Genomic DNA, 19072 nt, shown 5'->3' with positions numbered 1-19072 from the left:
CGACTTTATTGTGTGAAGTGGATTTGTTTTTTTTAATTTGAATTTAACGTAGGTTTTTTCCTTTAAGAAGACCGCATCTTTAAAATTAAATTTATTAAAAAAACATAAAAAAGCATGATCAAAAAATTACTCTTTACTAAATTTAATGTTTTTATTTTTTTGTTATTTGCTTTTTCAGGAAACATGTTTGCACAATGTGCCATAACATCAACAACCAGTACTAGTTCTTTAACATGTGGAACTTCTCCGTTAAATGCTTGTGGAGGTGTTTTATACATAGGAGATGGAGTTACAGCTATGAATTTAACTATTAATTCAGGCTTTGATCTTACTTGTTTAGGTGCAATTAATTTTGTGATTAGAAATAAAGCTAAAATAGAGTTTGGAAATGGAGCTAATGATAGACTGACACTCGCAGCTGGATCATCCATTACTGTTGAATCTGGTGGAGATATTAGTGGCGGTAATCAATGTACTGCATCTGATAGAATTTATGTGGGAACTGATTTAGTTTCAACATGTAGTGGAGGTGCAAATGTAGACTTTACTTTTACTCAATTAGTAATTCAAGGGGGGTATAGTCCAATTAGTGTTTCATCTGATAAAGCATCAGTTTGTGGTTCAGGGAATTTTACTTTCACAGCTACATCAGACCCAGCGAGTGGAGCTACTTACGAATGGTTTACCACTGCAAGTGGAGGATCTGTTATTTATACTGGAAATTCTTATAGTACAGGTGTAATATCATCAACTCAAAATTTTTATGTACAGGCAAAATATGCCTCATATACTACTATTAGAAAGTTAATTACGGCTACGGTTATTCCGAATTTAACTGCTTCCGTTAGTATTTCTGCATCAGCAAATCCAATTTGTGCAGGAACAAGTGTAACATTTACGGCAACACCAACTAATGGAGGACTTATGCCAACATACCAATGGTATAATGGGTTGATAGCAGTAAATGGAGCGACATCAGCTACTTATACATCTAACGCATTAGCAAATAATGACGCTATAAAAGTAATAATGACTTCGAATGCTACTCCTTGTCTAACAAGTAGCCCAGCTACATCAAATGGAGTTAACATCACTGTTAGTTCTATTCCTACAACACCTACTCTAAACACTCCAATACAACCAACTTGTACAAGTTTAACTGGAAGTTTTATAATAACTAATTACAATGCATCTTATACTTATGCTGTAAGTCCGTCGACTGGAGTTACAATTTCAGGAAACACAGTAACTGCACCAGCGGGAAGTTATACACTGACGGCTGCATTGGGAACTTGCATCTCTACATCATCATCTAGCGTTACCATTAGCAATCCGGTTACAACAACTTGGAATGGGACTTCATGGTCAAACGGTATTCCTGTGGGAGGCTCAAATATTATTTTTACAGGATCATATCCTCCAGTTATAGATCCAGCTATAGATCTGTCGGGGTGTTCTTGTCAAGTTTTAGGTACCGCAATAGTAACTATAAAATCTGATCGTACTTTAACAGTAGTTAATGAACTGAATGTCCTTGAAAGTGCATCATTAATATTTGAAAATAACGCCAGCTTGGTCCAGACTAATGATGCTAGTTCAAATTCAGGAAATATAATCTATAGACGTCTGACTACACCTATTAAAAAATTTGATTATACGTATTGGTCTTCACCAGTTTCACCACAAACATTGTATAATGTTTCTCCAACTACACTCTCAGACAAGTTTTTTTCTTTCGATTCAGCATCAGAAGATTGGAAACAAGAAAGTTCATCAACTACAATGTCAAAAGGGAAAGGTTATATTATAAGAGCTCCTGAAAATAATTCTATTACACCACCACCGCCAGGTTTGTATGAAGCAGTTTTTATTGGTGCACCAAATAATGGAACGGTTTCTATTTCCAGCGTAATTAATGATAGTTCGTATTTAATAGGTAATCCTTATCCTTCCGCCCTAGATGCAAATAAATTTTTGATAGACAATAGTTTGGTTTTAGATGGAACCCTTTATTTCTGGACACATAATACGAGTATTCAATTAGCATCAAGCATAACTAATGGATCTGCAGGGTCCGGTGCTTACGCATACACTTCAGATGATTATGCAACTTATAATCTTACTGGTGGAGTAGGTACATCAGCAACTACTATAGGTTTTGGTCCTGTTGTGCCAACTGGTAAAATTGCTTCTGGCCAAGCGTTTTTTGCTAGTACTAAGCCTACTATTCCAGCAAATAGTTCAATTATGTTTAATAATAGTATGCGTGTTGAAGGAACTATTTTGGGTAATAATTCCCAATTTTTCAGGACAACTAAAAGCTCAAAAACAGCAAGCGTAATTGAGAAACACCGCGTTTGGCTTAATTTAACTAATTCAGAAGGTGCTTTCAAGCAAATGCTAGTTGGATATCTTACTGATGCTACTAATGATTATGATAATGCCTTTGATGGTGAAAGTTTTGACGGAAATGAGTTTATAGATTTTTATAGTATCAATGAGGATAAAAACTTGACAATACAAGGTAGAGCCTTGCCATTTGATAAAAATGATGAGGTAACATTGGGTTATAGTTCTACTATTGAAGGAACATTTTCGATAAGTATTGATCAAGTGGATGGAATACTAACCTCTGAAGATGTTTTTATCGAAGATAAAATGACTAATAACGTTAAAAATCTTAAAGAAGGAGCTTATAGTTTTTCAACTGGAGCAGGGGCTTTCAATGATCGTTTTGTGTTGCGTTTTACACAAAAAACGTTAGGAACGGACAAGGTTGGTGAATTTGATAATTCGGTTTTAATTTCTAATGATAAAAATGTATTAAAAATAAAATCTGAACTTGAAAGTATAAAACGAATTACAGTTTTTGATTTGCTTGGACGAAAACTTTTTGATAAAGAAGCTGTAAACAGTAATGAATTCAGTACATCAAATATTACTTTAAATAAACAATTAGTATTAGTCAAAGTGATGTTAACCAATGGAAAAGTAATCTCTAAAAAAGTTATTTATTAGAAACAATAGAATAAATTCACAACTGTATTTAAAAAATCCCATTCTGTTTGTTCAGGATGGGATTTTTTTTGCAGCAATAAAAGCAAAAATATTTCTTGATTTAGGCTAAATATCACTAAATGTGGGTATTGTGAAAGGGAGTTATTGTGTTTACATTTATAGATGTTATTAACCAAAGTTGAAATTATGAGTGGTACTACATTCATAATAGCGGCCTAAATCCAATCTGAATTTGAAAGCAATATTAGTTTACTTTGTTATAATATTTGGTCTTTTTTTTCTAAATAAGGCTTATTCTCAACAAGGAAAGTCAGATGCAACATTTAATGTTTATGATGATGGCTTGCAAGGGGATGGTTTTGATAATACTGTTAGAACGGTCTCTTTGCAAGCAGATAGTAAACTGATAGTAGGAGGTGATTATTTGAATTTTAACGGTGCAATAACTCCGTATTTATGTAGGTTATTTCAAGATGGCTCTAAAGATACTTCCTTTAATTTAGGTACAAGTTTTAATGGTAAAGTGTATTGTTCTTTAATACAGCCTGACGGAAAGATAATTTTAGGGGGTTCTTTCACAACCTTTAATGGAATAAGTGCAAACCGATTAATTAGATTGAATAGTGATGGCTCCATTGATGCTACATTCAATACTCTGGTAGCTGCAAGTAGTGGAATAATTTATGGGCTAGCTTTACAAACTAATGGGAGCGTGGTTATTGTAGGTAGCTTTACTAAATACAATGGAATCACAGCTAATCGAGTAGCCCGAATTTTACCTAATGGGAATTTAGATGCTGGCTTTATCACTGGATCTGCGGCTAATGGAGTAGTAGAAGAAGTTCAAATTCAGTCTGATGGAAAGATAGTTTTAGCAGGTTCATTTGATTCTTTCAACGGAATTAGTAAAAATAAAATAATTAGATTAAATACGGATGGTAGTCCTGATACTTCTTTTGTGATAGGCTCGGGTTTTAATGCTGGCGTGTCAGCTCTTGTGTTACAACCTGACGGGAAAATTATTGCTGGCGGGGATTTTGTAACTTATAACGGAATTACAGCAAATAAAATAGTTCGTCTGAATATAGATGGTTCTATTGATGTCAGCTTCGTTTCAGGCATAGGATTTAATGGTGGTGTCGTTGAGGTTATTAAGCTAAATTCGGCTGGAGCCATTATGGTTGGAGGTTCTTTTACGGGTACTTATAACGGAATAGATGTAAATCGATTGACATTTTTAAGTTCTAATGGAATTTTAGATCCAATATTTGATATTGGAGCAGGTCCATTCTCGGCATCAGTTCTGGATATAGCTAATGCTTCTGACGGTTCTTGGTATGTTGGAGGTTCTTTCTCCATTTTTGATTCACAAAATCAAGGGCGATTGGCCAAAGTTGATCCTGTTGGAACTTTAGACATTGGGTATCTTACCGCTGGTGTAGGTTTTGATAATTCAGTTTTGAAAGTGCTTTCCTTATCAGATAACAAAACAATGGCATTTGGCAGTTTTACTAAGTTCAACGGAACTATTTGTAACAGAATTTCACGTTTGTCTGAGGATGGTTCTATTGATTCTTCATTTAATATGTCTGGTGCTGGCGCAAATAATACTATTAGAAGTGCAATTATACAAACAGACAATAAAATGGTTTTAGCAGGAGCTTTTATAACGTACAATGGTGTAATTGCAAACAGAATAACCAGAATTCTTCCTGACGGGCTTTTAGACCCAACGTTTATCACTGGATTAGGTTCAAATAGCCAAATTTATGCACTGGCATTACAACCAGATGGAAAAATAATTATTGCTGGAAATTTTACAAGTTATAATGGGATTTTGGTGAATAGAATTGCCCGGTTATTGCCTAATGGAATTCTTGATCTCACTTTCAATACAGGTTTAGGAGCTGACGCTATAGTAGAAGCGGTCTTGTTACAGCCAGATGGAAAAATACTTTTAGGGGGACGTTTTGCTACTTTTAATGGAGTTTCTTATAATCGAATGATTCGTTTGAATATTGATGGAAGTATTGATTCTGGTTTTTCTGTTGGTATTGGCTTTGACAAGAATGTATATGCAATGACTTTACAGTCTGATAATAAATTAATTGTTGGCGGAACATTTTTAAGCTATGGAGGTGCTTCTGCAAAAAGAATTCTGAGACTGAATAGTAACGGGAGTATCGATAATACTTTTACATCAGGAGCAGGTTTTAGTAATGGAGAGATTAGAACTATTTTGGTTCAACCGGATGACCGGATTTTACTTGGCGGAACTTTCTCGGGCTCTTATAATGGAATTGTTGTAAAAAGGATGTTGAGATTGCTTTCTTCGGGAGTTTATGACACTACTTTTTCAGTAAATTTAAACGGTACGTTGTTTAGCACTTGTTTTACGTCAAATAATAAGATAATTATTGGAGGAAGTTTTAACTCTGTTTCTGGGATAACAAAACATCGTGTGGCTCGACTTAAATTGTGTACAAATAGTTCTGTTTGGAACGGGATTGCATGGAGTAATGGGTTGCCTTCTGTTGAAAAAACTTTAATTTTTAATGGTAATTATGCCTCATTGGCATCCATAAATTCCTGTTCTTGCTCAATCAGCACTGGAAATACAGTTACTGTTCCAGATGGAAATACTTTGGGATTAGTTTTTGATTATTCGGGGTCTGGTACATTAGTTTTAGAAAACAATGCGGCACTTTATCAGTCAGAGGAGCAAGTTACGAATACGGGTGTTATTCAGCTAAAAAGAAAAACGACACCAATCCTTAAAACAGATTATACGTATTGGTCATCTCCCGTTTTAAATCAAAAATTGATTGATGTATCTCCTAATACACCTTCGGACAAGTTTTATTCTTTTGACGCTTCATTAGATTCATGGTTCAATGAGATTTCAACAACAGCAATGACAGTTGGTAAGGGCTATATTATCCGTGGTCCGGAATCTTTTTCAGATGCTGTTACCGGGTATCATGAAGCAGTTTTTATAGGTGTTCCAAACAATGGATTGGTATCAATTCCAATTGGCGCTACAGATACGTCGAATCTTATCGGAAACCCATATCCTTCAGCGATTGATGCTAATTTGTTTATCAATGCAAATAATGGAATTTTAGACGGAACCATTTACTTCTGGACACATAATACCGCTATTAATAATAATTTATATACTTCGGATGATTATGCGGTTTATAATTCATTGGGAGGCGTTGGTACGAGTGCGTCCTTAAGTTCAGGGGTTAATAATACAAAGCCAGACGGTAAAATTGCTTCTGCTCAGGCTTTTTTTGTAACAGGTATCAATGGTGGCGGAATGGCAAAATTCAATAATAATATGCGAATGATTGGGCAGAATTCAAGTTTTTTTAAATTAAATACGACCAAAAAAACAAAAACAAATGAGATTGAAAGACATCGCATTTGGTTAGATTTATATAATAGTGAAGGCGCTTTCAAACAAATATTACTGGGTTATGCAACTGGGGCGACTGATGATTTTGATAGTTCTTTTGATGGCGAAAGTTTTAATGGAAATGAGTATTTAGACTTTTACAGTATTATTCAAGATAAGAATTTGGTGATTCAAGGCAGGGCATTACCATTTCAAGAAACAGACGAAGTTAAATTAGGGTTTACTACTACGATAGCAGGTGCTTTTACAATTAAGATTGATCAGGCAGATGAATTATTAGCACGTCAAAATGTTTTTGTTGAAGATAAATCTAATAACAGGATTGTTAATTTAAAGAATGAAAATTTCACTTTTAATACTGCTGTTGGGATTTTTAATGATCGTTTTGTGTTGCGCTTTACCGATAAAACTTTGGCTTTGAATGAATTTGAAAGAGATAAAAAATCAGTTTTAGTATTCAATGAAAATCAACAATTACAGGTGAATTCTACTAAAGAATTCATCGATGAAATTTCAATATATGATTTGGCTGGAAGGAAAATATATGAAAGAAATAATATAAATGAAATTGATTTCTCGTTGCTTAATTTAGTTTCTAATCATCAAGCATTATTGATTAATATAGTTTTGCAAAATGGTCATTCGGTTGTGAGAAAGGTAGTGTATTAAAATACAGGCATAAAAAAACCACCTGCTCAAAACAGATGGTTTGTATGTTGATTTAGAATCGATGTTTATTTTTCTTTACCTGATGCTTCAAGATTTCTTTCAATTGTATGTCCAGGTCTTGACCATTTTGGTTTTTCACCTAATGGTGCAAATTGAGAATCTTCGGCTTCAACGGTTTGTGGCTGAGAAACTTTTGTAAATGGTTTTTGTGGATTTAAACCTAACATTTCAAACATTTTCATGTCTTCATTTACATCAGGATTTGGTGTAGTAAGCAATTTATCTCCTGCAAAAATAGAATTGGCACCAGCAAAGAAACACATCGCTTGACCTTCACGGCTCATATTCATTCTTCCAGCTGATAAACGCACTTGAGTTTCCGGCATGATGATTCTCGTAGTGGCAACCATTCGAATCATTTCCCAGATTTCTACCGGTTTTTCTTCTTCCATCGGGGTTCCTTCAACAGCTACCAACACATTTATTGGCACAGATTCTGGTTGTGGGTTTAATGTAGAAAGTGCTACAAGCATTCCTGCTCTGTCTTCGATGCTTTCACCCATACCAATTATTCCTCCGCTACAAACAGTAACATTTGTTTTACGAACATTCTCTATGGTTTGCAAACGGTCTTCAAATCCGCGTGTTGAAATTACTTCTTTATAATATTCTTCTGAAGTGTCTAAATTGTGGTTGTAGGCATATAAACCTGCTTCTGCCAATCGGTGTGCTTGATTTTCAGTAATCATTCCAAGGGTACAACACACTTCCATGTCCAGTTTGTTTATTGTACGAACCATTTCAAGTACTTGGTCAAATTCAGGTCCATCTTTTACATTTCTCCAGGCAGCACCCATGCATACACGTGAGGATCCACTTGATTTTGCACGTAAAGCTTGCGCTTTCACTTGGCTAACTGACATTAAATCATTGCCTTCAATTTCAGTATGATATCTTGCTGCTTGTGGACAATAGCCACAATCCTCAGGACATCCACCCGTTTTTATGGATAATAATGTTGAAACCTGTACCACGTTTGGATCATGGTGTTCTCTATGTATTGAAGCTGCTTCAAAAAGCAAATCCATCATAGGTTTATTATATATTGCGATAATTTCGTCTTTCGTCCAATTGTGTTTTGTAATACTCATCGATGCGATTTTTTGATGCACCAAAAGTAGTTAAATTGTTCTAAAGAAGCAACGCAATAGCTAAGTTAATCAGTTATATGACGGTTGTTCCAATATAACATCAGTAACATGGTAACAATTACTGAAGAAGCGATTCCTTCAAAAAGTAAACAGATGGAATAAGTATTTACGGATGGGTTTCCACCAAATAAGAAAGATTCAGGCAGGTTTTTTACATAGGCGTCTCCTCCATTCATGTAGCTGTAAGCCGCTAATCCTACAATGCTTAAAAATACTCCTGTCAGTGAAGTGATCATTGCCGAGATAGCATTGTCAACAAAGTTTTTTTTGCCTTCATTGATGTTCATTTCGATTGTTCTGTTTACGCCATAAAAAATAAAAAATACATTCAAAAGACGTAAATAAAATAAATCAGCATAACCGAGTGCATTCATGAGTAAAAAATATGCGCCAATTCCAATAAAAATAATTCCCCCGTTTAATAACTCTTTTGGTAGTTTCATACGATTCGTTTTTAAAATTAAAAAACAAGCTTCATTACGCAACAGAATAGAGGTATGAAGTGAAAAATAGTATTCTTTTTTGAAATCTATTGCCGTATAATTGCCTGATTTATCGTTTTCCGATAAATACTTTTGGTGTGTTTTTAGTGAAATATTTGTTCTGTATTCTTTATTACAGATATGAATTATTTCTTCTTTAAAGGTCTAAAAGTAAAATATATTCAATCAATTTTGGTGTTTGTCTGAAGCGTAACGGGTGTCCCAATACAGCATTAGCATGAATGTAACAATTACGGCTGATACGATTCCTTCAAATAATAAGGAAATTGAATAGGTCATCACGGATGGATCTCCTCCAAATAAAAAGGTTTTTGATAATGAGCTTACATAAGCATCGCCTCCCTTTGAATAGCTGTAAATTATCAGTCCAATGATACTTAAAAATATTCCTGTGAGTGATGTTATTAATGCTGAAACAGCATTAGAAACTAAGATAGTTTTGCCTTCGGCAAAATTTGATTTTAAGGTTTTTTGGGTTCCATAAAATACAAATAGCACGTTAACCAGACGTAAATAATATAAATCGGCAAGACCTAAAGTCTCCATTAATAAGAAATAAAGTCCAATTCCAATGAAAATAATAAATCCGTTTAATAATTCTTTCGGTAGTTTCATATGGCCAGTTTTAAAATTTAAAAAATTACACCTTTATGATAAACAGTATATTATAATCAAATTTACAGAAAAAATAGCAATATTTTAAGAAAAATACAAAAGATTTTGATTCAGAATTAAAATTTATTCAAGTAGGCGAGTGCCGTTTTTTTGTCTTTCTCAAGTTGTTCTTTTAGGAGGTCAACAGATTCAAATTTTTGTTCTGAACGAATCCGTTGCAGTATTGAAACACTAATTTTTTGATTGTATAAATCAGCATTAAAATCAAAATAATGAATTTCAATAGATTGTTTTTGTCCGTCAACAGTAGGATTGAATCCAATATTCATCATTCCAAAAATGGTTTGTTCATCAATTATGCTTTTTACAATATAAACTCCGTTTTGCGGAATTAGTTTGTAGTTTTCTTCAATTTTTAAGTTAGCCGTTGGAAAACCGATGGTTCTTCCTAGTTGTTTTCCTTTGATTATAATTCCGGTTAGGAAGTAATCGTATCCTAAATAATCATTGGCCAAAGCCATATCTCCTTCTAATAGAGCGTTTCTGATTTTTGTAGAACTCACAGAAATGTCATTAATTTCCTGAACTGATATTTGCTCTACTTCAAAACCATACTCCTTTCCATAAGCGATAAGATCGTCGATGTTCGCCGTTCGGTTTCTTCCAAATCGATGATCATGACCAATAATTATTTTTTGGATATGAAATCGATTAACTAAAATAGTGCTTACGAATTCTTCAGCAGTTAGTCTGGAAAAAGCTTCATCAAAAGGATGGATAACAAGATTTTCAATACCAATCTTTTCGAGCAAATCTATTTTTTCGTCTATCGTATTGAGTAGTTTTATATCAGAATGTTCCTGCAATACCATTCTGGGATGCGGAAAAAAAGTAAGAACTAAACTTTCGTATTTGTGATTTTCAGTATTTTGGGTTATTTTTTTTAGAATTTTTTTATGCCCAATATGTACTCCGTCAAAAGTGCCTAAGGTTAGAATCGTTTTTTTTGTGGAGCTGAAATCGTTTATAGAATGAAAAATCTTCAAAGCAAGTGTTTTATAATAGTGCAAATTTAAGGTATCCAATCGATATAACTAAAAAAGGATTGAAAACTTCAATCCTTTTTTAGTTCATTTTATGTTTTTTATTTTTTAATAAACCGAATTGTATTTGTTTCGGATTGATTTTTCGATAATTTTAAAAAATAAATGCCTTGCGATAAATTAGAAACATTTACACTGAGGTCTTCTTCTGATTCGATTTTTTTCGATTTTATTATTTGACCTAAACTGTTTATAATAGTGTAAGCTTCTGGAGAATCCAATTTATTTTCAACAACTATGTTCAATATATTAGACGTAGGATTTGGATAGAGATAAACCGAATTTAAGTTTTTAACCTCATTAGTTGATAGTGCATTGATGCTAAATTTTGTTATTTTACCTCCTCCAAAAGCATCTCCTGAAGCAATAATGTCACCTGTCGGAGTATTTAAAACATAAGATCCCGCTCCGTATTTACAACAAATACCATCGTCTTGACTGTCAAATATTGAAAAAGTGTAACAGTCGTTGCTAGCAAGATTAAAACTGGTGGTTATTAGTGCTGGCAGCGGTCCAGCTACCGGAGTATCAGTATAAGGTCCGCCTTCATATAATATAACTCCAGCAGTGTTTGTAAGTCTCCATGTGGTTTCAGAGCCGTAATGGTCAAGTTGAAGCGAGAAGTTTACGGTATTAGACGAATAGTTTAAATTGTTTTCAATGTTAAAATTAATTGCACTGCCATTATTAGAAGTGTTTTGATCAGTTGTTCCATTTGAACTGATTATAGTACAGCTAAAATTATGGCTCCCCACGGTTGTAGTTAAGCCGCTTAAAGTAATGTCTTGTGATTGATTATTGGCAAGATTGCCAGTCCAGTTATAAGTTTGTAAATTTTGATTATCAATGCCATATTGTATAGACGCTTGTGTTAAAGGTGAGGTTCCTTTATTTGTAATTTTTATGACTGGCGAGAAATTTTTACTGCAGTTAATATTTAGAGTTACAATCATAGTTGAGGCATCATTGGTAAAAGTGACTCCTGGAACAAGCGCATCAGAAGTTTTTAACGAAACTCTTCTTGTGGAATTGTTCATAACGGTTATCATACGAGTTTTTTGGTCTGCTGTGAATATGTTCATGCAGGCATCATTCGTATAGTCCATATAATTTTCAATCATGTCAAACCCTGGCGATGTTGGGCAGGAATCAACTCCTACCGGACACCCTTGATTTTCTTGACCTGCATTTGGAGTGTCCGCGCAAAAATCATCTACGTCACAACCTCCATCTCCCCAAATATGTCTTAGTCCGAGCCAATGTCCTACTTCGTGTGAGGTTGTTCTCCCTTTGTCATAATCGGTTACGTATGTTCCTCCTGGAAAGTAGCTTGATGAACCAAAAAAGGCATAACCTATTACTACACCATCAGTGTTAGCTGGACCTTCATTTGCATTTATTCCCGGTAAGCCGGATGCGTTTGGAAATTGTGCATATCCTAAAAGATTGTTTCCCGTGAATTTAACTACCCAAATGTTAAGATATTTTTCAGGGTTCCATTGTGTCTGAGGTTTTACAATGGCATCAATTTCATCAGTTGACCAGCTTTCTTGTCCTAAGTCTACACGGTTTATTCCATTTGATAAAATCCCGGATGGATCTTGTTTTGCCAGGGCAAATTCAATTTCAACATCGGCTCCAACAGGATTGGTGTTAAAACCAGGAGTTCCTGATTTTTTTCTAAAATCTTCGTTCAGTACTTGAATTTGCGAGATTACTTGTTGGTCAAATATGTTTTCCTCGGAACCTATTAGATTTCCATTATGAATAACGTGAACTACAACCGGAATTGTTATGACTGCGTTTTGTCTTAATCCTTTAGGGGTATTTTTTCTTTTTTCTTTTTCAATTGTAATTTTTGGGGCTATCCATTGTTCAAACTCGGAAGTAGACAGCCTATTTGGATTTTTGGACTTTAAATATTCTTCGTATTCTGTAGTTGCACAGCGAATAAAAGAACCTTGTTTAATTATTTTTTTTTTGCCAAAAAGCATAACCTCCGCAGTATTGTTTACTTGTGCAAACGAATAATTGGCTGAAAAAAAAAGGGAAAGTAGGAGTATAAAAGTAATTTTTTTCATGTTATAGGCTTGTTGGTTTTTATCTAAAAAATTTTGAAATAAGATGCCAATTTTTCTGATAATTAATAAAGATGCATTAAAATTAATTATTATTATCGTCTAATACAAATTAATTCAGAATCCATTTAATTAACGCTCAGAGGAGTATTGATTTTATTTCCCGTTAAATGTGGTCATTGTGTTTTCTAAACCAGCGGTTCCAAATGATTTTATTATCTCAGAAGCCAGTTCCAGTCGTTCCGGAAGCGCGGCTTTTTCAGCATCATCCCAGTCTCCAAGAACATAGTCGACTTGTTTTCCTTTCTTGAATTCGTCGCTGATACCAAAACGGAATCTAGTATAGTTTTGTGTATTTAGGGCCAGATTGATGTTCTTTAGCCCGTTGTGTCCGCCATCACTTCCTTTTGGTTTGATGCGGATGGTTCCAAACGAAAGATTCAAATCATCGGTGATTACCAAAATATTTTCTAAAGGGATGTTTTCTTTATCCATCCAGTATTGTACTGCTTTTCCGCTCAAATTCATATAGGTATTTGGTTTGAGCAGTAAGAAGGTTCTTCCTTTGAATTTGTATTCAGCAAGCGAACCCAGTTTTACGGTTTCAAAAGAAACACCTTCCTTGCGAGCCAAAAAATCGACTATTTTAAAACCGATGTTGTGTCTTGTGTTTACATATTCGGCACCAATGTTACCGAGTCCAACTATTAAAAATTTATTACTCACGCTTTCTATATTGTTTTTTTGGTGTTCATGAACCTCTGGTTTCATACAATCCGTGTTGTCTTCTGTTTTTGTTGATGAGAATAAATTTGAAATCCATTTTATCATGCTGCAAAAATAAACTTAATTAGAGTATTGGACTATTAGATTGCTGGAAAATCGTTATTGGGAAGAAAATATTTCTGGATAGCCCTGATGGAAGCAGCATCCTTTTTTTATTTACCCGTCAGGGTGAATGAAAAAAGATAGAGCGTACAGCAGGAGGAGTGTTGTTCTGAAAACGGATAGCTGTGCTTCTAAAAATAAAAATCAGGATATGAGATTGCTTTGCCACGTTCCTCGCAACTCCGCACAATTGAAAAAAGTTATGCGCATAAAAAAAGCGCCAGTTGTGTAACTGACGCTTTTTTGAATGATTGAAAAAATATTATTTTTTCTTTCCTTTTACAGGAGCTTTTGCTGCTTTTGCTGCTTCTTGAGCTGCTTTCATAGCTGCACGAGAAATCTTCACTTGACAAATAACTGTATTGTCTGGGTGCATGATTTTGTAGTTTGGAGAAGCCACTTTAGTAACGTATAATTTGTTACCCATGTCAAGTGGAGTAATATCAGCTTCAACAAAATCAGGAAGATTTTTAGGTAAAGCTCTTACTTTTAACTTACGGTTGTTCAAACGTAAATCTCCACCAGCCATAACTCCTTTAGAGTTACCAACGATTTTTACAGGAACTTCCATAGTGATTTCTTTATCTTCAAAGATTTGAAAGAAGTCAATATGTAAAATCTTGTCAGACACCGGGTGAACCTGGATATCTTGTAAAATAGCGTTAAATGATTTTCCTTTTCCAAGATCGATCTCAACTGTGTGAGCGTTTGGAGTGTAAACCAAGTTTTTGAAAGCCATAACTTCTGCTGAGAAATGAACTGCCTGATTTCCTCCGTATAATACGCAAGGAACCAATCCAGCATTACGTAAGGCTTTAGTTGCTACTTTGCCCACGCTTTCTCTTTCTGATCCTTTAATTGTAATCGATTTCATTGTAAAAAAAATATAGTTATTAAATAATATTACTTGTTTGGCTTCTAGCTTTTGGCTATTGGCATGACTTTATAACGTTGAGACATTTGACTTGTGTCTTACATTATAAACTTTCCACTAATGGAATTGTTGTGGTGCACCATGTGCATAACTTCAGCAAAAAGAGGTGCACAACTCAACACTCTTATTTTATTTGATTCTTTCTTTAAAGGAATAGAATCGGTAACTATTAATTCGCTCAATTGCGATTTTTCTATTTTTTCGTATGCGTCACCAGATAAAATAGCGTGGGTACAAATCGCTCTTACGCTCAATGCTCCTTTTTCTATCATTAAATCTGCGGCTTTCGCCAAAGTGCCTCCGGTATCAATCATGTCATCTACTAAGATTACATTTCTACCTTTAACCTCACCAATTAATTCCATTGTGTCAATCACATTGGCTGCTTTTCTCTGTTTGTAACAGATAACCACATCTGAATTTAAAAATTTAGAATAGGCATATGCTCTTTTAGAACCTCCCATATCAGGTGATGCAATGGTCAAATTGTCTAAACCTAAACTTTCTACATAAGGTAAAAAGATAGTTGAAGCAAAAAGATGATCCACCGGTTTTTCAAAGAATCCTTGAATTTGATCAGCATGCAAATCCATAGTCATTACTCGTGTTGCACCAGCACTTTCTAATAGTTTTGCTGTCAATTTTGCTCCTATCGGAACTCTTGGCTTGTCTTTTCTATCTTGTCTTGCCCATCCAAAATAAGGAATTACTGCTGTTATATGTCTTGCCGAAGCACGTTTTGCAGCGTCAATCATTAATAACAATTCCATCAAATTATCTGCATTTGGAAAAGTTGAGCAAACAATAAAAACCCGTAATCCTCTGATAGACTCTTCGTAAGAAGGTTGGAATTCACCATCGCTATATTTAGACATGGTAACTTTTCCTAACGGAATTCCGTATTTCTCAGCAATTTTTTCTGCAAGATAGACACTTTGTGAACAAGCAAAAATTTTAGCTTCTGGTTCTAGGTGTGACATTAATTTGTTGTTTTTATTCCGCTGCGCTCCATACAGTTCGGCTTTTTCATTTCCAATAAAGCCTTATGTTTGTATTTGCCTCGGGTGTAGTTAGTTAGTGTGTTTCGTTTTACCGAGGTGCAAATTTATAAAATTTATTCAACTCTGAAAGGAAAAAATTAAGTATTTTTAGTAGAACATTTAATATTATTTTTTACATTTGCACCGTGTTAAAGGAATTGATGGTTGATTTAAACACAATCACATCTTTTATTGCGTTGAGATAACTGTCGTTATTTCATGTCTGCTAAGCCCGGATGGCGGAATTGGTAGACGCGCTGGTCTCAAACACCTGTGGGAAACCGTGCCGGTTCGACTCCGGCTCCGGGTACAAAAACCGCTTCGAAAGAAGCGGTTTTTTTGGTTTTATATCACAACGAATTCCTAATAATCAAATCACATTTATTCTCAATTTGTTCTTTTTTACCTTCTAAAATCATTTGTGCCAAAATTTTGCCCATGGCTTCAAAATTTGTAGAAATGGTTGTGATTCCGTTCTCGACTACTTTTTTCAGTGGTGTTTCATTGTACGAAATAATGCCGTAATCACTACCTAATTGAAGCTTCTGAATTTTAGATTTTTCAATAACACGAACCAAATCCCGGTCGCTCGGAATAATATACACTTCGCCTTTTTTTATTTCCCGATTTCTAAACTCAGTTATGATTTCATAATCGAAAGCAAAGTCTCTGCAAAAATTCTCAAAACCTATTTTCATGCCTAGCGGTTCGCGAAATCCCGGGAAAATCATAATCAGTTTTTCGTATTTGTTTAATTTGGATTTTCCTTTTAATAATCCGTCATATATGTCTTTGACAAAATTTTGGTATACTGCCGGAAAGGATTTTAGTTCTGGGTTGGTTTGATCTAAGATATAAACTTCGTTAACTGGTAGGGTTTTTATCACCGAAGCTGCTTCGGCTAAATTCGTTGGCATGATAATGTATTTCGTATAATTGCCATTACTGTCAGCGATCAATTTTCTGAAAACGGGAGTATTAAAATGATGAAAGAAAATGTCCACCTGAACATTATTTCCCATGTTTTCCAGAAACGAATTGTAGATATCTTCCTTGAAAATATTCAATTCGTCAAAAAGTAAAAATATCCTTTGTTTTATGGTGACTTCAACACTTTTTACATAATATCCTTTCCCCGGAATGGCGTAAATAATACCTCTTTTTTTCAATTCTTCATAGGCTTGTAAAACCGTATCACGGGACAATGAGAATTCCAAACAGACTTTGTTTACTGAGGGGAGTTTTTCGCCTTTTAGTATTTGACCTACTTCAATTGCCTTCTCTACGGAACTAATTATTTGTCTGTATTTAGGGACTCCGAGATTATTTTGAATTGAAATTATTTTCATAAAGGAGTGAATTTCTTGGCAATATACAAAAACCGGTAGGTACTGGTATGCTAATGATGACAATTATTTTACTTTTGGTTTTCATATTTCATAATTAAATGACCAAAATAAAATACATATCACATTTTAAAGCCAATTCTGAAGTAGAATTATTTGGTTTGATGCCAGATGGTGAAGCGGTGTCTCTTTATCAGTTAACGAATGGAAATGGCATGCAATTGAAGGTTACTAATTATGGAGCAACCCTTACCGCATTAAAAGTACCATTAAAAAACAGAGAACTGGTTGATGTGGTTTTAGGTTTTGATACTTTGCAAGCTTATATAAAATCCTTTGATTTGAAAAGCGCTCCTTACCTTGGGGCAACCATAGGTAGATTTGCCGGCAGGATAAATGATGGAGAATTTAAACTCAACGGGAAAACAATTCGCCTATACAAGAATAACAACATACATTCATTACATGGCGGTAACATTGGCTTTAGCCAAAAAATTTGGAAAGTTAAAAATCTAAGCAGTGGCAGAAACCCATCGATTACCTTATCCTATGTTAGTCCGGCTCAGGAAGAAAATTATCCGGGCGAATTGTCTGTGGAGCTAACGTATACGTTATCTGAAGAAAATGAAGTAATCATAGAATACATCGCCAGTACAACGGAAGATACTATTGTGAATTTAACACATCACAGCTATTTTAATCTTGACGGTCATCAATCTACAATTTCTGAGCAAGAAATGAGGGTAAATTCCCAAAGATTATTAGAAACAACAAGTGACAGCATTCCAACTGGTAGGTTTCTAAACGTTGCCAATTGTCCGTTTGATTTTACTTCAGCCAGAACCTGTCCATCAAAAATTGACAATACGTTTGTTTTAAATAAAGAAAAGGAATTTGCAGCATCACTTTTCAATAAAAGAAATAATCTCAAAATGTTAGTTTATACCAACCAGCCCGGAGTTCATATCTATGTTGGCGGTAATTGCTTCAATACTATAAAAGGAAAAGAAAATGTCGATTACCATGCTTTGAGCGGAATTTGTTTTGAAACCCAAAATTTTCCGGATGCGCCTAATCACGAATATTTTCCAAGTTCCGTTTTGAGAAAAGGGGATTTGTATCATCATAAAACTATTTATAAATTTCAATCTTTTTAAAATGAAAAATCTTAAAGACAAATTTTATTTCATTGCAACAATAGCATTGTTTTTTACTTCGTGTAATTCACAAATGCCCGCAGATCAAAATCTAATGCCAACACCAACAGTTTCTACTTTTGCAAAAGGGGCTGACGTAGGTTGGTTACCACAAATGGAGGCTACGGGATATAAGTTCTATAATACTGATGGTTCTCAAAAAGATTGTTTGCAACTGCTAAAAGACAGAGGAATCAATACCATTCGGCTTCGTGTGTGGGTGAATCCATCTAATGATAAAGCGAGTGGACATTGTAGCAAGGAAGAAACAGTTGTGATGGCTGTACGAGCAAAAAAATTGGGAATGCGCATTATGATTGATTTTCATTACAGTGATACTTGGGCAGATCCGGCCAAACAAGCCAAACCTGCAGCATGGGCAAATCACAGTTTTTCAGAATTATTAAATGATGTTTACAATCATACTTTTGATGTGTTGAGTGCATTAAAAACAGCGGGAGTGACTCCGGAATGGGTGCAGGTGGGTAATGAAATTCCTGGTGGAATGTTATGGCCGGAGGGAAACACTTCTAATTGGAGTCAATTAGCACAATTACTCAATAAAGGATATGATGCGACAAAGACAATAAATCCAAACATTAAAGTAATCGTTCACGTTGATGAAGGGAATAACAACGCAAAATTCAGATGGTTTTTTGATAATGCCAAAGCAAATAATGTAAAATATGACGTGATTGGATTGTCCTATTATCCGTATTGGATTAAAAAAGATTACAAAGAAACTGTTGCCGATTTGGAATTCAATTTAAAAGACATGGCTTCCCGATATAATAAAGAAGTGATGGTAGTAGAAGTTGGAGGCGAATATGACAAGGTTCAAAATACATTCGATATGTTGGTAGCAACTATCAAAGCAGTAAAAAATGTCCCTAACAATAAAGGATTAGGTGTTATTTATTGGGAACCACAGGGTGAAAAAAGTTGGAGCGGTTATTCCTTGAGCGCTTGGCAGTCTGACGGGAAGCCGTCAATGGCTTTAGACGCATTCAAAGAATAATTCAGATTAATAAAATTTTAAAAAAGGTTTAA

General features: G+C 34.6%; 13 protein-coding genes and 1 tRNA gene. 5 read left to right on the top strand and 9 right to left on the bottom strand.

Translation table 11 applies throughout. The features are described from left to right. The first annotated feature begins 114 nt into the window (after window positions 1-114). Together QLS97_RS01500 and QLS97_RS01495 are read left to right on the top strand one after the other, a co-directional pair. Entirely contained in the window at window positions 115-3018 is a 2904-nt protein-coding gene (locus QLS97_RS01500) for a T9SS sorting signal type C domain-containing protein (protein ID WP_282713920.1), read from the top strand. A gap of 232 nt (window positions 3019-3250) precedes the next feature. After that, entirely contained in the window at window positions 3251-7108 is a 3858-nt protein-coding gene (locus tag QLS97_RS01495; RefSeq protein ID WP_282713919.1) for a T9SS sorting signal type C domain-containing protein, read from the top strand. A 65-nt stretch (window positions 7109-7173) separates the two neighbouring features. On the opposite strand, the gene bioB is transcribed toward QLS97_RS01495, so the two are convergent. The 8 genes from bioB to QLS97_RS01455 all read right to left on the bottom strand — a co-directional run bounded on the left by bioB (window position 7174) and on the right by QLS97_RS01455 (window position 15420). Beyond that, entirely contained in the window at window positions 7174-8259 is a 1086-nt protein-coding gene (gene bioB / locus QLS97_RS01490; RefSeq protein ID WP_282713918.1) for a biotin synthase BioB, read from the bottom strand. Window positions 8260-8324: 65 nt separating this feature from the next. Beyond that, complete coding sequence (locus QLS97_RS01485) at window positions 8325-8762, bottom strand: hypothetical protein (protein ID WP_282713917.1); 438 nt, start codon at window positions 8760-8762, stop codon at window positions 8325-8327. A 225-nt stretch (window positions 8763-8987) separates the two neighbouring features. Beyond that, on the bottom strand, window positions 8988-9437 hold the full coding sequence (locus tag QLS97_RS01480) for a hypothetical protein (protein WP_282713916.1): 450 nt from the start codon (window positions 9435-9437) through the stop codon (window positions 8988-8990). 116 nt (window positions 9438-9553) lie between these two features. Next, window positions 9554-10483 carry a bifunctional riboflavin kinase/FAD synthetase gene (locus QLS97_RS01475; protein WP_282713915.1) on the bottom strand — a complete coding sequence of 310 codons (930 nt, stop codon included), beginning with the start codon at window positions 10481-10483 and terminating at the stop codon, window positions 9554-9556. A 98-nt stretch (window positions 10484-10581) separates the two neighbouring features. Then, window positions 10582-12621 (bottom strand): T9SS type A sorting domain-containing protein, encoded by a 2040-nt coding sequence (locus QLS97_RS01470; protein ID WP_282713914.1) that lies wholly within the window; start codon window positions 12619-12621, stop codon window positions 10582-10584. Window positions 12622-12774: 153 nt separating this feature from the next. Beyond that, window positions 12775-13449 carry an aminoacyl-tRNA hydrolase gene (gene pth, locus QLS97_RS01465; protein ID WP_282713913.1) on the bottom strand — a complete coding sequence of 225 codons (675 nt, stop codon included), beginning with the start codon at window positions 13447-13449 and terminating at the stop codon, window positions 12775-12777. Between the two features lie 319 nt (window positions 13450-13768). Continuing rightward, complete coding sequence (locus QLS97_RS01460; protein WP_282713912.1) at window positions 13769-14380, bottom strand: 50S ribosomal protein L25/general stress protein Ctc; 612 nt, start codon at window positions 14378-14380, stop codon at window positions 13769-13771. A gap of 98 nt (window positions 14381-14478) precedes the next feature. Beyond that, window positions 14479-15420 carry a ribose-phosphate pyrophosphokinase gene (locus tag QLS97_RS01455; RefSeq protein WP_282713911.1) on the bottom strand — a complete coding sequence of 314 codons (942 nt, stop codon included), beginning with the start codon at window positions 15418-15420 and terminating at the stop codon, window positions 14479-14481. Between the two features lie 290 nt (window positions 15421-15710). On the opposite strand from QLS97_RS01455, the gene QLS97_RS01450 reads away from it, so the two are divergent. Further along, a tRNA-Leu gene (locus tag QLS97_RS01450) sits at window positions 15711-15790 on the top strand. A gap of 40 nt (window positions 15791-15830) precedes the next feature. On the opposite strand, the gene QLS97_RS01445 is transcribed toward QLS97_RS01450, so the two are convergent. Continuing rightward, on the bottom strand, window positions 15831-16829 hold the full coding sequence (locus QLS97_RS01445; protein WP_282713910.1) for a GntR family transcriptional regulator: 999 nt from the start codon (window positions 16827-16829) through the stop codon (window positions 15831-15833). Between the two features lie 98 nt (window positions 16830-16927). Here QLS97_RS01445 and QLS97_RS01440 point away from each other — a divergent pair, with 98 nt between their 5' ends. Together QLS97_RS01440 and QLS97_RS01435 are read left to right on the top strand one after the other, a co-directional pair. Continuing rightward, on the top strand, window positions 16928-17983 hold the full coding sequence (locus QLS97_RS01440; protein ID WP_282713909.1) for an aldose epimerase family protein: 1056 nt from the start codon (window positions 16928-16930) through the stop codon (window positions 17981-17983). A 1-nt stretch (window position 17984) separates the two neighbouring features. Next, entirely contained in the window at window positions 17985-19040 is a 1056-nt protein-coding gene (locus tag QLS97_RS01435) for a glycoside hydrolase family 53 protein (RefSeq protein WP_282713908.1), read from the top strand. Window positions 19041-19072: the final 32 nt, after the last annotated feature.

It is taken from the genome of Flavobacterium yafengii (assembly GCF_030010375.1).
GTDB classification, from domain to species: Bacteria; Bacteroidota; Bacteroidia; order Flavobacteriales; family Flavobacteriaceae; genus Flavobacterium; species Flavobacterium yafengii.
The sequence above is the reverse complement of the archived record's forward strand: the minus strand, read 5'-3'. Positions and strand labels throughout refer to the sequence as shown.